Here is a 13368-nt window from a genome sequence, read left to right on the forward strand (position 1 = left end):
GATACGTTGGCTTGCTCTTACGGCGTAGTTGGGTCGGAAGCGGACGGTATCAAGCGTCAGGTTTCGACCACTAGGCCTCGGGGTCGATATCCGACGTTTCAGGCCCTCCTCCACAGGGATCTCGGCGTGGATGCGACCATTGCGGGCAACAAAGGTGCGGGTTCTCCTTGGCTCGCCGCTCACCGCGGGGGAACGGGCGAGGATCCGAACGGGTTCTTCGGCTCTGCCGCATGAGGCGGTGAGTGTCCCGAGCCAGCAACCGTCAAGGGACCGATCCAGGAGTTCGGGCGCATGAACCAGTCCTCTCCGTCCGCCCGTGCCGGTATCATGGCGCGCCTCGGCAAGCGGGAGATCGGTCTGCCCGTGACGCTGTTTTGCGTCGCCGCCCTCATCCTCGGGTTTGGTCTCCTGGCCGACAAGGTCATGGAGGGCGGCACGATGGGGTTCGACACCCGCGTCGCCCACTTCTTCCGTCCACCCGGCGCGGCTGGTCCGATTGGACCGGATTGGCTGCACGAGATGGCCCGGGACGTGACCTCCCTGGGCAGCATGGTGGTCCTCTGCTTCCTCATCGCGGCTGTGGCAGGGTACCTGCTCCTGATCCGCAAGCAGGGGGCCGCGGTCCTGGTGGTGGGATCGATCCTGGGCGGGACGGTCATCAGCTTCGGGCTGAAACTCCTCTTCAACCGGCCCCGACCCGAGATCCCCGGCGGCATCCAGGTGTTCACCGCCAGCTTCCCTAGCAGCCACGCCATGCTCTCCGCCGTGACTTACCTGACACTCGGCGCCCTCATGACGCGCGTGGCGGCGGGCGCTCGCCTGAAGGCGTACTTCATGGGGCTGGCCGTCTTCCTCACGGTCGTCGTCGGGCTGAGCCGGGTCTATGTCGGGGTCCACTACGCGACCGACGTGCTGGCAGGCTGGTGCGTGGGGTCGGCCTGGGCGGTCCTGTGCTGGGTCGTGGCCCTCCAGCTTCAGCGACGCGGTCAAGTCGAGAAGCCCGACCATGTCGCGGGCGAGGCCGGCATCGAGGCATAGGACCCCATGCGCCGTTCTTCCTAAACGCATCCTCCGCCTGACTGAAGGGACGGACGCATCCCAGCATTCGTTCAATTAGCAGGACCGCATCGTCCATGCCTGCGGCCAGGCCGTTCGACCATTACGGGCACGACCGAAATGACGCCGTTAAGGGACCCGTAGGGCGGCCCGATCAAGCGGCGCTGGTGGTCTCGGCCCGCCCGGCTTGCCGACTGCCTCCCAAGCTATCAAGGCGGCCCCGAGGCTGATCCAGATATCGGCCATGTTGAAGGTGAACCAATGCACCTCCGCCGGGTGCAGGTCGAGGAAGTCCGTGACGCGGCCGTCCACCCATCGGTCGATGAGGTTTCCCAGTGCACCGCCGGTCATGATGGCGAAACCAACTCCTTCCGACGCTCCGGTCGCGCGGAATGCCAACCGGGCAACGTAGGCCGTCAGCATTCCCTGAAGCGCAAGAAGGACGACCAAGGACGTCGCGTCATGCGCCGGAAGCAGGCTGAAGCTGATGCCATGATTGAACGCGAGCCTGAGGTCGAGCATCGGCAGTACCGCGTGCACGGTTTCGTCGGAAAGCCTGTCGACCGCCAGCGCCTTGGTCCACAGGTCGGTGCCCGCCGCGGTCACAGCGATTACGACGAGGGCGCCGAACCCGGCCCTTTCCCGTATGAGACGCATCGGCTCAAGCCCGGAGCAGGCGAAGGGCGTTGGCCGTCACCAGGACGGTCGCCCCGGTATCCGCCAGGATGGCCGGCCATAGCCCAGTGATGCCTGCGAGCGTCGTCACCAGGAACACGGCCTTGAGCCCCAGCGAGATGGCCACGTTTTGGTGGATGTTGCCGAGCGTCGCCCGGGACAGCGCCACGAGGGCGGCCACGTCCGATACCCGGTCGTTGAGGATGGCCGCGTCAGCCGTCTCCAGTGCCGCGTCTGTGCCGCCGCCCATGGCAATGCCGACGCTGGCGGAGGCGAGCGCGGGGGCGTCGTTGATGCCGTCGCCGACCATAGCGACCGGGCCGACCTCCTTCAACGCGCCGATCTCGGCGAGCTTGTCGGCCGGCAGCAGGTCGGCCCGGACCGATAGTCCCAGGCCCTTGGCGATGGCCTCGCCGGTGCGCCGGTTGTCGCCGGTCAGCATCACGCATTCGACCCCAAGCCGGCGCAGGGCCGCGACGCCGGCGGCCGCATCCTGTCTGGGCTCGTCCCGGACCGCCACGACGCCGAGCGCCTCTCCGTCCCGAACCACGACGACGGCGGTCTTGCCGGCTTCCTCAAGGGCCTGCACCGTCGCTTCCGCTTCCGGCGAGAGGCTGGCCAGCGTCGCGGCGTGGCGCGGGGATGCCACCGCGACCGTGCGACCGGCGACCGTGGCCTGGACGGCCTTGCCGGGAACCGCACGGGCATCGCGTACGGGGCGCAGGGGGATGGCGTCGGCCTCCGTACGTTCGAGGATCGCACGAGCGATGGGGTGGCTCGATCCGGCCTCCACCGTCGCCGCGAGCCCGAGCAGGGTGCGATCCGTCATGTCCGGGGCAAATGGGAGGACGTCGGTGACCCTTGGACGCCCTGCCGTGAGCGTCCCCGTCTTGTCGAACGCGACGGTACGCACCCGTCCGATGGTCTCCAGGGCGGCGCCGCCCTTCACCAGCAGTCCCCGCCGCGCTCCGGCGGCAAGACCCGAGGCGATGGCGGCCGGGGTCGAGAGCACGAGGGCGCAGGGGCAGGCGATGAGGAGCAACGCCAGTCCGCGATAGATCCAGGTGCCCCAGTCGGCGCCGAGCAGCAGCGGCGGGCCAAGCGCCGCCAGCGCGGCGACCGCGAAGGCGACCGGGGTGTAGACGGCGCTGAAGCGGTCGATGAACCGGGCGGTCGGCGACTTCGAAGCCTGCGCCTCCTCCACCATGTGCAGAATGCGGGCGACGGTGTTGTCCGACGGCATCCGGGTGACCCTGACCTGCAGGGCCCCGTCCGCATTGACGCTGCCGGCATAGACGGCGTCCCCGACCTCCTTTGGCCGGGGCACCGATTCCCCCGTGATCGGGGACTCGTCAAGGCTCGACGTGCCGTCCGTGACCTCGCCGTCCGCAGGGACGCGGTCACCCGGGCGCACCAGCACGGTTTGGCCGATCACCAGGGAGGCGGCCGCCACCTCACGCACGGCGCCGTCCCCCTCGACCAGGCGCGCCGTCTTCGGCACCAGGCCCACGAGGGCCTTGATGCCGGCCCGGGACCGGCCCGCCGCAAAGCCTTCGAGCATCTCGCCAACGGTGAAGAGGAGGACCACCACCGCCGCTTCCTCGGCGGCATGGATGGCGAGCGCCCCGATGGTGGCGACCGACATCAGCATCTCGATGGAGAAGGGCGAGCCGTTGCGGGCGGCGGCGATGGCGCGGCGTCCGTAGAAGGCGAGACCCAGGAGCGCGCCGGGCCAGTAGGCGTATTCCCCGGCCAGCCCGGGCCGAACCGTCTGCAGGAGAAATCCGCTTGCGAACAGGACGGCGATGCCCAGCGCCAAAAGCCCCTTGCGGCTGCGCCAGGCGGGGGACTCCGCCTCCTCCTCGACGATGGCCGAGGCCGCGATGCCCGTTGCCTGTGAGCGGGCGAGGTCGGCCGCGGTCGGCAGGGACCCGACGCCATAGCCGAGCCCCGTGATCCGGTTCTCCAGGTCCGCCCTGGGTGTCGAGCCCTCGTCGAGCACGAGGTCGAGGACCTGGGCCGTGTAGTTCACGCGGACGTCGCGGACGCCGGGCATGCGGGTTACCGCTGTTTCGATCTTGGTCGCGCAGCTCGGGCAATCCATGCCCTTCACGCGGTAGCGCAGCGCGGCGCCTGCGGGGACCGCTCCCGATGTTCCTGGCCCTGACATGGCAAGCTCCGTCGACCCGGGCCTCGCGCCGAAGGGTCTGAGGCCCTACATGCACCCTGTAGCAACTACAGGGTCAAGGCCATGGCGCACGCACCCCCCATGACCATCGGCGACTTGGCCGCGGCGACGAACACCCGCGTCGAGACGATCCGGTGGTACGAGAAGGTGAAGCTCCTGCCGGCGCCGGAAAGGTCGGCGGGCAACTACCGTCTCTACGGTCCGGAGCACCTGCGCCGCCTGAGCTTCATCCGGCGGGGACGGGACCTCGGCTTCACGGTCGACCAGATCCGGGAGCTTCTCGCCATGGCCGACGACCGCGACCGGTCCTGCGCCGAGGTCGACACCATCGCCCGCGCCCACCTGGCGCAGGTCGAGCGCAAGCTGGCCGACCTGACCCGGTTGGCGCATGAGCTGCGCGACGTCATCGGTCAGTGCGGCTGCGGGTCCGTCGCCGACTGCCGCATCATCGAGGCTTTGTCTCCCCACGGGGATCCGTCCTGAGGATGGATCGGCCCCGTCGGCATCAGGTGGAAGTGCGTCCTCCCGCCGATGTTGCAGAGGCAGTACAGAAGGTAGACGCAGGCCGGGATGGCGATGAGGGCCAGGGCGAACGCCCGGCCGGCCGCGCGACGGACGTGGGGCCTGACGCGGCGTCGGCGACGTGGGCCGCCGCCGCCCCAGTCGGCGATGGTTCGGGCGACCTTCTTGCTCATGCCGACCCTCCTACTCGGCGGCGCGGAGATGCGGTTGGACCGGCATGGGCCGATCCTTCCTCTCGGGAGCGACCGCATCGGCAAACCTAGCGTAGAGAGCCGGCAGGACGACGAGGGTCAGCAGGGTCGCCGAGATGAGCCCGCCGATGACCACCGTCGCAAGGGGACGCTGGATCTCTGCCCCGGTCTCGGTCGCCAGCGCCATCGGTACGAACCCGAGGGATGCCACCAGCGCGGTCATCGCCACAGGACGGAGCCGGGTCATGGCGCCCTCCATGATGGCCTCGCGCCTTGGCCGTCCCTCGGCGATGAGCTGCTTGATGTAGGTCAGCATCACCAGGCCGTTGAGCACCGCCACCCCGGACAGGGCGATGAAGCCGACGGCCGCGGGCACCGAGAACGGCATGCCACGCAGCCACAGGGCGGCGATGCCCCCGGTCAGTGCCAAGGGAACCGCGCTGAACACCAGGAGCGCGTCCCGGGCCGAGTTCAGGGCCGAGAACAGCAGCAGGAAGATCAGGAAGAAGCAGACCGGTACGACCACCATCAGGCGCTGGCGGGCGGAAGCCAGGTTCTCGAACTGTCCGCCCCAGGTCACGTAGTAGCCGGCCGGGAGCGACACCCCAGAGGCCACCTTGTCCTGCGCCTCGGCCACGAGCGAGCCGATGTCACGGCCCCGCACGTTGGCGGTGACCACGACGCGGCGCCGGCCGTTCTCGCGCGAGATCTGGTTCGGGCCCTCCGTCACCGAGAAGCTCGCGACCTGCTTCAGGAGCACCGACGCGGCGCGCCCGTTTGGTCCGGGAGGCAACGGCACCGGGATGTTCTCCAGGGCCTCGCGGTCCTCGCGCACCTTGTCGTTGAGGCGCACGACGATGGGGAAGCGTCGGTCGCCCTCGAAGACGACGCCCGCCTCGCGGCCCCCGATGGCCGCCCCGATGACGTCCTGGATCGCGGACGTGCTCAGTCCCAGGCGGGCCGCCTCGGCCTTGTTGATCCCGATCTCCAGAAACGGCAGACCGGCCGTCTGCTCGACCTTGACGTCGTCGGCGCCCTCGACCCCGCGCAGGATGGCGGCGATCTGGTTCGCGGCCGCGGTCATCGCGCCCAGATCATCGCCGAAGACCTTCACGGCGAGGTCGCCGCGGGTGCCGGCCAATAGCTCGTTGAAGCGAAGCTGGATGGGCTGGGAGAACTCGTAGACGTTGCCCGCGAGCGCCCCGAGGGCCTTCTCGATGCTCTCCTGCAACTCGGCCTTGGACAGGTCCGGGTCCGGCCATTCGGCTTGCGGCTTCAGGATGACGAAGGTGTCCGACGAGCTCGGCGGCATCGGGTCCGAGGCGACCTCGGCGGTGCCGGTCTTCGAGAAGACGTAGGCGACCTGGGGGAACCGGCCGATGGCCTGCTCGACCTTTAGCTGCATGGCCTGCGATTGCGACAGGGACGTCGACGGGATGCGCTGGGCGTTCAACGCGATGCTTTTCTCGTCGAGCTGCGGGATGAACTCTTGCCCCAGACCCCTGAACAGGACGCCGGCTCCGACGAGCAGCACCAGGGCGACCGCGACGAACAGCATGGGCACGCGCAGGGCGGCCCCGAGGACAGGGCGGTAGGCGGCCTTGATCGCCCGGACGAAAAGGTTGTCGGTCTCGGTGACCTTGCCGGTGATGACGATGGAGATCATCGCCGGGACGAAGGTGAGCGACAGGACGAAGGCCGCGACCAGGGCGATGATGACGGTGAGTGCCATTGGCTCGAACATCTTGCCCTCGACCCCGGTGAAGGTGAGGAGCGGCACGTAGACGAGGATGATGATGGCCTGCCCGTAGAGGGAGGGCTTGATCATCTCCTCGGCCGAGACCCGCACGGTGGCGAGGCGCTCCTCCAGGTCGAGCTTTCGCCCGAGTTCCCCTTGGCGTTCGGCGAGGTGGCGAAGGGCGTTCTCGGTGATGATGACCGCCCCGTCGACGATGAGGCCGAAATCGAGGGCCCCAAGGCTCATCAGGTTGGCGCTGATGCGCCCCTGGACCATGCCGGTCATGGTCATCAGCATCGCCACCGGGATGACGAGGGCCGTGACGATGGCCGCGCGGATGTTGCCGAGCAGCAGGAACAGGATCACCACGACGAGGGCGGCGCCCTCGGCCAGGTTCTTGGCGACCGTCCGGATGGTGGCCTCGACCAGGACCGTGCGGTTGAGGACCGTCTGGACCTCGACGCCGGGCGGGAGCGTGCGCCGGATCTCGGTCATCCTCGCATCGACGGCGGCCGCCACCGTCCGACTGTTCTCGCCGATCAGCATCAAGGCGGTCCCGATGACGACCTCGCGTCCGTCCTCGCTGCCCGACCCGGTGCGCAGGTCGCGCCCGATCCGGACCTCGGCGATGTCGGAGATGCGCACCGGCACGCCCCCGCGGGTGGTCACCACGACGGAGCCGATGTCCTCCATGGTCTCCAGGCGGCCGGCGGCGCGCACGACGTAGCCCTCGCCGTTGTCCTCCAGGTAGCGCGCGCCCTGGTTGGCGTTGTTGGCCTCCAGCGCCCGGCCGATGTCGGCGAACGACAGGTCGAGGGCGGTGAGCTTCATCGGGTCGGGCTGGACGTGGTACTGCTTGTCGAAGCCGCCGATGCTGTCGACGCCGGCCACTCCCTGAACGGTCTTCACCTGCGGGCGGATGATCCAGTCCTGGACCGTGCGCAGGTAGGCCGTGCGCTCCAATTCCGTCGCGAGCCTCTGGCCCTCGGGGGTGAGGTAGCTTCCGTCCGATTGCCAACCGTCCTTGCCGTCCGGGGAGACCTTGCGCTCCTCCGGCTTGGCGTAGTGGATCGACCACATGTAGATCTCGCCGAGACCCGTCGAGATCGGCCCCATGTGCGGCTCGGCCCCCGGCGGCAGGGTCGACTTCGCCTCGCCGATGCGTTCGGCGACCTGCTGGCGGGCAAAGTAGATGTCGAGCTTTTCCGAGAAGACGGCGGTGACCTGGGAGAACCCGTTTCGCGAGAGTGAGCGGGTGTATTCCAAGCCCTTGATCCCGGCGAGCGCGGTCTCGACCGGGTAGGTCACCTGCTTCTCGATATCGACCGGCGAGAGCGAGGGGGCCGTGGTGTTGATCTGCACCTGGTTGTTGGTGATGTCCGGCACGGCGTCGATGGGCAGCTTCGTCAGCGAGAACACGCCGAAGCCGGCCGCCAGCAGCGACAGGAGCACCACCAGCCAGCGCTGGTGGACGGAGAAGTCGAGTATCTTCGAGATCATGATGGCCGCCCTCAGTGCGCGTGGTCGGCTTCGGCCTTGCCGAGCTCGGCCTTCAGGACAAAGGAGTTGGCCACAGCGACCTCTTCCCCGGGATTGAGGCCGGTAAGGATCTCGAAGGCGTCATCGTCGGCCCTGCCGAGAGTCACGTCTCGGCGCTCGAAGCCCTCCGGGGTCCGCACGAAGGCGACCTTCTCGCCGCCGATGGTCTGGATGGCGGACTTGGGCAGCCGCACCTTGACCTTGTCCTGGGCGATCTCGACCTCGGTGGTGACGAAGGTGCCGGGCCGCCAGGCCATGTCCTTGTTCGGCAGGGCGACGATGACCCGAGCCGAGCGCGTCTCCGGGTTGAGGATGGGACTGACGAACACCACCTTGCCCTCGCCGCGGGCGGCGTCGTCGCCGACGATGGTCACCTTGGCGCCCTCGCGGACCTTCGAGAGTTCGGTGGTCGGAACCGCGAGCTCGATCCACACCGAGGACAGGTCGGCGACCGTGTAGACGTCGGCCGGGTCGCCTTCCTTGCCGACGGCGGTGCCGACGTCGACCTTGCGCTCGACCACCCGCCCGGCGAGGGGTGACTTCAATTCGTAGCGGCGTAGGCTCGACAGGTTCGGCGTGGTCTCGTCCTTCCTGGCGGACGTCGCCACCTCGGCGGCGTTCAGGCCAAGGGCCGACAGCTTCTGGCGCGCGAGATCGACCCTGAGCGTCGCCTCCGAGTAGGCGGCCTTCGCGTTCAGGAATGCCGATTCCGCGGAGATCCGCTTGTCCCAGAGGGCCTGCTGGCGGTCGAAGTTCGTCTTCTCCAGGTCAGCCTTGACCGTCGCGGTGAGGAAGTCGCTCTTGGCCTCGGCGACCTCGCGGCTGTCGAGTACGGCCACGACCTCGCCCTTGGCGACCTCCTCGCCGAGGCGCTTGCGCATTTCGGACACGGTGCCGACGACCCGCACGGGAACGCGTGCGATCCGGTCGGCGTCCTGCGCGATGGTGCCGGGCACCAGCAAATGGCGCGAGAGGATCCCGCCCTCGACCATCGCCAGCTCGATGTCCTGCTCGGCGGCCTGCTCGGCCGTCATCTTGATCTTGCCCTCTCCCTCCTCGTCGTGGCCGTTCGCCTCGCCCTCGGCGTGCTTGTGGCCACCGGCTTCGGGCTTGGCCTCTCCCTCGGAGTGCTTGTGCTCGCCGGAAGGCTTGGGCTCGCCGTCGGCATGCTCGTGGCCATGGTCGCCGTGACCGTGCCCATCGTCGGCTGCGGGTGTCACCGGCCTGGTAACGGCCGCATTGGTTGGGGGCGTCGCCCGGGCGTTCGTGAGGCCGGCGGCCGCGAGGGCGCCCTGCACGACCTCGGACACACGGGGGAAGGCACCGCCGATGACGATGCCGATGGCCAGGAAAGCCACGGAAAGGAATGCACGCATGGGAATGGGCCGGGTTCCGACCGGGACGTCGCACGGCCGCTTAGGCGGCGGGAAACGGTCCCGTACTGGGTATTTCGCGAATTAGAGGCAGCCGTGACCCGTGTGGGGCCGGCCGGGACGCGCCACGGACGTGGCGGCGTCGCCTCAGGCGCGAGGCGGCCTGGGTTGGCGGTCGGGCGAGACCGATCCGATGGGTGTGGTCACGGTCGCGTAGGAGGCACGCCCCGTCCCGCGGGGCGGTAGGGCCGGCGTCCCGTCGACGCTGAGTGCCTGATGGCAGCCGCAGGTGGCATGGCAGGCGGGGCAGGCATCGGAGTGATCGACGGCGGCTGCCAGGGTTGGTGCGGACACGGACAGTTCGTGACCAACGGACCGGTGGGCCTCGGCGGAATGGATCGCGCCCGGGACGACGAGCGCCAGGACCAAGACGAGCGAGAGCACGCGCACGGTGGTCGCCCACCAGCCGCGCATCGTCTCGTAGGCCCTGATCCGAGGTCCCGTGGTCATGGTCGCCTTATGAACGATTCAGGGCCACCCGTACATGCCGGATGGCCCTTTGGCAGGGTCGAACCTTAATAGTCGTCGTGGTGATGGTGGTGGTGCCGGCGCTCGCCGTAGTACCGACGTTCCCCGTAGAACGCCCGGTCGCCGTAATCCCGATGCGGACGGTGGATGACGACATCATCGTGGTCGCCATGATGGTAGCGGTCGACGTGGACGTCCCCGCCGCGCCGGTCGAAGTCGCCGCCATAGTATTGGGCGGACGCGGCGGCCGGGGCCAGGATCAGGCCGACGGCGACCAAGGCTGGAATGCGAACTCGCATGGCTCGTTCCTCAAAGGGGTATGCCTCAAGATGGGCGCGCCGAGTTGAACGAAGCCTGAAACAGCCGTTCATGGAAGCGTGGATGAAGATATCAGGGACGCCGTGAAACAGGTTCACGAGATCCCGGATCGGCAGAACTCAGTGACGCTCGATGATCGTCGTGCGACGCTCGCCGCCGTGATGGTCATCGTGGTGGTCGTCATGGTGGTGATGCTCGCGCACGACCTCGCGGTGTTCATGGCGGTCCCCGTGATGCCCCTCGCCGTGGCGCTCACCATGACCGTCGCCATGGACCCTGACGCCGCCCGGGCCGACATCGATGTGCTGCGCAAGGGCCGCGACCGGCGAAAAGGCCAGGGTCACGATGGCGGCGATGGCTCCGAACTTGGTCTTCATGTTGAGGCTCCCTCTCTCGAATACTGCGCAGGAACGTACGGATCGAGAAAACCGATCCGAATGCTCCCGGTGAAATTCGGGAATATTTGGCAAGGGAGTTCGTGCGACGCGGGATCGTGTGCGCGAAACGACGATCCTGCAGGGCGGCACCCACGCGGGTTACGGCATGGAAGCGCAACAGCTCTTCGTGGTCGGGCGGAGACTGGAAGGACCACGGGAGGGGTGCCCGCCCCGGCACGAGGCCGAGGCGGGCGGTTCACGGTACCGAGGAGGGCACTACCGTACCGTGAAGGCGTCGGGCGGGAGCGGACCGGTCATCCCCCGCCAAGGGCGTAGCCTATGCCGACGGCAAGGAAGGCGAAGACGACCAGGAGGGGAAGCGTACGCATCGGTGCATCCTCCCGGCCTTCCGAGGTCAGCGTCGTCCGCTCACTTCTTGCCGTGGGAGTGACCGTGGGCGTGCCCATCCTTGTCGGAATGGACGGGCTTGCCGTCCTTGCCGACCTCGCGGGCCTCGCTCTCGCGCGGGTCGTCGCGATGGGCCGGGCCACCGGCCACGCCGCCGGTGTTCGGCACGGAGCGCTCGGGATTGTTCGCGTTCCCATGCCCGTCCTCGGCGGCGTAGGCGGGAGCCGAGAGGCCTGCTAGTAGGCCGAGGGTGAGAAGGGCGGCGATGGTACGCTTCATAATTCTGATCCCTGGGGTTCGGCAGCCGGTGCGGCCGCTTCGAGACCTGAGATAGCGACCCTGTTTTACACCCGGACGCCTGGTTCGTGACGAAGTGTGTCAGCGACCGGCGCGCGGCAGGGAGATCCGGACCCGAAGGCCGCCTCCCGACCGATTGGATAGGGCGATGCCGCCTCCCTCCGCCTCGACGATCCGGCGCGCGATGGTCAGGCCGAGGCCGGTGCCGCCGGTGTTGCGGTTCCGCGACGCTTCGAGGCGGGTGAACGGCTCGAAGGCGCGGGCGACCTCTTCAGGCGGGATGCCTGGACCATCGTCCTCGACGGTGAGCACCAGCTCTTCCGGCTCCACGTCAAGCGAGATAAAGGCGCGGGTCCCGTAACGCACGGCGTTGTCGACGACGTTGTCGAGCGCGCGTCGCAGCGCAACTGGGCGCACCGTCGCGAGTGCGCGGCCAGGGCCCGCATAGGCGACCTCGCGGCCAGCGTCCGAGGACGTGTCGGCGATGCTCATGAGGACGCTCGCGACGTTGGCAACCTGGCGCGGCTCCGGGTCTGCGTCGCCCCGAAGGTACGCCAGGGTCGAATCGACCATCGCCTGCATGTCGTCGAGGTCCGAGCCCATCGCCCGGATCTCGCCGCCCTCGGGCAGCCCGTCGAGGCGGAGGCGAAGCCGCGCGATGGGGGTGCGCAGGTCGTGGGAGACGGCCGCCAGGGCCTGGGTCCGTTCCGTCACCAGCCGATGGATGCGGTCCTGCATCGCGTTGAGGGCCCGGGCGATATCGCGGGTCTCGTCGGGGCCGGCTTCCCTCACGGGGACCACCTTTCCGTGCCCGATTTCGGCCGTAGCGCGGGTGAGGTCGCGCAACGGTCCCGCGATCCGGTGCATCAGGACGACGGCGGCGACACCGACGAGGATGGCCATCGCCGTCGCGAGGTAGGCCCACGATCCGAGCCGTGCGAGGCCGGGTGCATGGGCCGAGCGGAAGGTCAAAAAACTCCCGTCCGCCAGGGCGAGCGCACCGCCCAGGTCCTCCTGATGAAGGGCCTCGTGGCCACTGTCCATCGCGAGTGCGAGACCGGGTTCGAGGCTCGGCTCCGACGCGATCATCCGGGACCTGAGCGACCACATCGCCGGGTCGCCGGCCCTGTCAGGGAGCAGGGTCGAGGTCGGCGACCATCCCAGCTCGAAATGCGCGGACGACAGGGCCTTCGCCTCGGCGTCGCGTTCGGTCTGTGGGCGGCGGAGCACCGCCTCGCGCGCCAGGGTAAGCTGGTTGGCGACCTGCCGCGCGAACGCATCGTCCGCCGCGGCGGTCGCGGATTGCCGATAGAGAAGCAGTGCCCCGCCGTGGACGGCGAGGATGGCCAGGAGCAGGACTGCGACCGTTCGGGCTTCCAGGCTGCGGGCCAAGGGTGCCAGGCGTCTCAAGCGCGCTCAACCTTCGAGGCGAGCATGTAGCCGGCCCCGCGCACGGTCTTGATGACCGGAGGCAGGCCCTCGGGCGGTTCGAGCTTGCGCCGCAGGCGGCTCACCAGGGTGTCGACGCTGCGATCCGTGGGGGACCCGAGCCTGGCACGGGACAGTTCGAGGATCATCTCCCGGCCCAGCACGCGCCCCGGGTGTTCGAGGAAGACGAGGAGGAGGTCGTACTCGGCGCCGGAGAGGTCGACGGCCGCCCCCTCGGGATCGACGAGCGAGCGGCTGCGCATGTCGAGCCTCCAGCCTGAGAAGGAGAGCACCTCGGATACCGGGGACGAGGGCGACGAGGGTGCCATGGAGGCGCGGCGCAAGACGGCACGGACACGGGCCAGGAGCTCGGGCCGGCCGAAGGGCTTGGCCACGTAGTCGTCGGCCCCAAGTTCCAACCCAAGCACCCGGTCGGCCTCCTCGTTGCGGGCGCTGACCATGATCACCGGCACCGTGCTCCTCGCGCGCAACGCCCGGAGCAGGTCAAGGCCCGAGGCCCCGGGCAGCATCACGTCAAGCAGGACGAGGTCGACGCCACCGGCAGGCAGGAGGCGCCAGAATTCAATGGCGCTTCTGCAACCGGTGACACGATAGCCCGCCTCGCGGAGAAGGCGGGTGACCAGCATACGCAGGCCGTCGTCATCCTCGACGAGGAGGACGTGTTCCGAACCATCGGAACCCGCGTTGCCCCCGTTTTCGTGGATCAACG

Annotated in this window: 12 protein-coding genes; 2 read left to right on the forward strand and 10 right to left on the reverse strand. The window is 68.8% G+C overall.

The features are described 5' to 3' along the window. Positions 1-291 precede the first annotated feature (291 nt). A complete protein-coding gene (locus tag ASF32_RS20735) occupies positions 292-1038 on the forward strand; it encodes a phosphatase PAP2 family protein (RefSeq protein WP_018044291.1) in 747 nt (248 codons plus the stop codon). 147 nt (positions 1039-1185) lie between these two features. Here the strand turns inward: ASF32_RS20735 and lspA are convergent, their stop codons facing one another. Both lspA and ASF32_RS20745 read right to left on the reverse strand, forming a co-directional pair. Further along, the gene (gene lspA / locus ASF32_RS20740; protein WP_018044290.1) at positions 1186-1713 is read right to left on the reverse strand and encodes a signal peptidase II; all 528 of its coding nucleotides are present in this window, start codon (positions 1711-1713) and stop codon (positions 1186-1188) included. Positions 1714-1717: 4 nt separating this feature from the next. Next, positions 1718-3901: a heavy metal translocating P-type ATPase gene (locus tag ASF32_RS20745; protein WP_056172884.1), complete on the reverse strand. Its 2184-nt coding sequence runs from the start codon at positions 3899-3901 to the stop codon at positions 1718-1720. A 99-nt stretch (positions 3902-4000) separates the two neighbouring features. Between ASF32_RS20745 and ASF32_RS20750 the strand changes: the two genes are divergently transcribed. Further along, positions 4001-4402 (forward strand): helix-turn-helix domain-containing protein, encoded by a 402-nt coding sequence (locus ASF32_RS20750; protein ID WP_056172886.1) that lies wholly within the window; start codon positions 4001-4003, stop codon positions 4400-4402. Between the two features lie 222 nt (positions 4403-4624). Here the strand turns inward: ASF32_RS20750 and ASF32_RS20755 are convergent, their stop codons facing one another. The 8 genes from ASF32_RS20755 to ASF32_RS20790 form a co-directional block, all read right to left on the reverse strand. Further along, a complete protein-coding gene (locus tag ASF32_RS20755) occupies positions 4625-7870 on the reverse strand; it encodes a CusA/CzcA family heavy metal efflux RND transporter (RefSeq protein WP_056432934.1) in 3246 nt (1081 codons plus the stop codon). An 11-nt stretch (positions 7871-7881) separates the two neighbouring features. After that, positions 7882-9285, reverse strand: a complete 1404-nt coding sequence (locus tag ASF32_RS20760; protein WP_056432938.1) for an efflux RND transporter periplasmic adaptor subunit — start codon at positions 9283-9285, stop codon at positions 7882-7884. Positions 9286-9429: 144 nt separating this feature from the next. Continuing rightward, positions 9430-9792 (reverse strand): hypothetical protein, encoded by a 363-nt coding sequence (locus tag ASF32_RS20765; protein ID WP_238254234.1) that lies wholly within the window; start codon positions 9790-9792, stop codon positions 9430-9432. A gap of 65 nt (positions 9793-9857) precedes the next feature. Further along, on the reverse strand, positions 9858-10109 hold the full coding sequence (locus ASF32_RS26060) for a hypothetical protein (protein WP_192216543.1): 252 nt from the start codon (positions 10107-10109) through the stop codon (positions 9858-9860). 138 nt (positions 10110-10247) lie between these two features. Continuing rightward, positions 10248-10505 (reverse strand): hypothetical protein, encoded by a 258-nt coding sequence (locus tag ASF32_RS20775; RefSeq protein WP_018044283.1) that lies wholly within the window; start codon positions 10503-10505, stop codon positions 10248-10250. Positions 10506-10934: 429 nt separating this feature from the next. Next, positions 10935-11192, reverse strand: a complete 258-nt coding sequence (locus ASF32_RS20780) for a hypothetical protein (RefSeq protein ID WP_018044282.1) — start codon at positions 11190-11192, stop codon at positions 10935-10937. A gap of 99 nt (positions 11193-11291) precedes the next feature. Continuing rightward, positions 11292-12620 (reverse strand): ATP-binding protein, encoded by a 1329-nt coding sequence (locus tag ASF32_RS20785; RefSeq protein ID WP_026176008.1) that lies wholly within the window; start codon positions 12618-12620, stop codon positions 11292-11294. Beyond that, positions 12617-13366, reverse strand: a complete 750-nt coding sequence (locus ASF32_RS20790) for a response regulator transcription factor (RefSeq protein WP_056432945.1) — start codon at positions 13364-13366, stop codon at positions 12617-12619. The genes ASF32_RS20785 and ASF32_RS20790 overlap by 4 nt, the downstream gene beginning before the upstream one ends. Positions 13367-13368: the final 2 nt, after the last annotated feature.

The sequence above is a fragment of the Methylobacterium sp. Leaf91 genome, assembly GCF_001422815.1.
Classification (GTDB): Bacteria; Pseudomonadota; Alphaproteobacteria; order Rhizobiales; family Beijerinckiaceae; genus Methylobacterium.

What these genes read in the sequence shown, in the direction of transcription:
- ASF32_RS20735 (WP_018044291.1), top strand. Translation starts at nt 292, where the DNA reads ATGAACCAGTCCTCTCCGTCCGCCCGTGCCGGTATCATGGCGCGCCTC.
- lspA (WP_018044290.1), bottom strand. Translation starts at nt 1,713, where the DNA reads ATGCGTCTCATACGGGAAAGGGCCGGGTTCGGCGCCCTCGTCGTAATC.
- ASF32_RS20745 (WP_056172884.1), bottom strand. Translation starts at nt 3,901, where the DNA reads ATGTCAGGGCCAGGAACATCGGGAGCGGTCCCCGCAGGCGCCGCGCTG.
- ASF32_RS20750 (WP_056172886.1), top strand. Translation starts at nt 4,001, where the DNA reads ATGACCATCGGCGACTTGGCCGCGGCGACGAACACCCGCGTCGAGACG.
- ASF32_RS20755 (WP_056432934.1), bottom strand. Translation starts at nt 7,870, where the DNA reads ATGATCTCGAAGATACTCGACTTCTCCGTCCACCAGCGCTGGCTGGTG.
- ASF32_RS20760 (WP_056432938.1), bottom strand. Translation starts at nt 9,285, where the DNA reads ATGCGTGCATTCCTTTCCGTGGCTTTCCTGGCCATCGGCATCGTCATC.
- ASF32_RS20765 (WP_238254234.1), bottom strand. Translation starts at nt 9,792, where the DNA reads ATGACCACGGGACCTCGGATCAGGGCCTACGAGACGATGCGCGGCTGG.
- ASF32_RS26060 (WP_192216543.1), bottom strand. Translation starts at nt 10,109, where the DNA reads ATGCGAGTTCGCATTCCAGCCTTGGTCGCCGTCGGCCTGATCCTGGCC.
- ASF32_RS20775 (WP_018044283.1), bottom strand. Translation starts at nt 10,505, where the DNA reads ATGAAGACCAAGTTCGGAGCCATCGCCGCCATCGTGACCCTGGCCTTT.
- ASF32_RS20780 (WP_018044282.1), bottom strand. Translation starts at nt 11,192, where the DNA reads ATGAAGCGTACCATCGCCGCCCTTCTCACCCTCGGCCTACTAGCAGGC.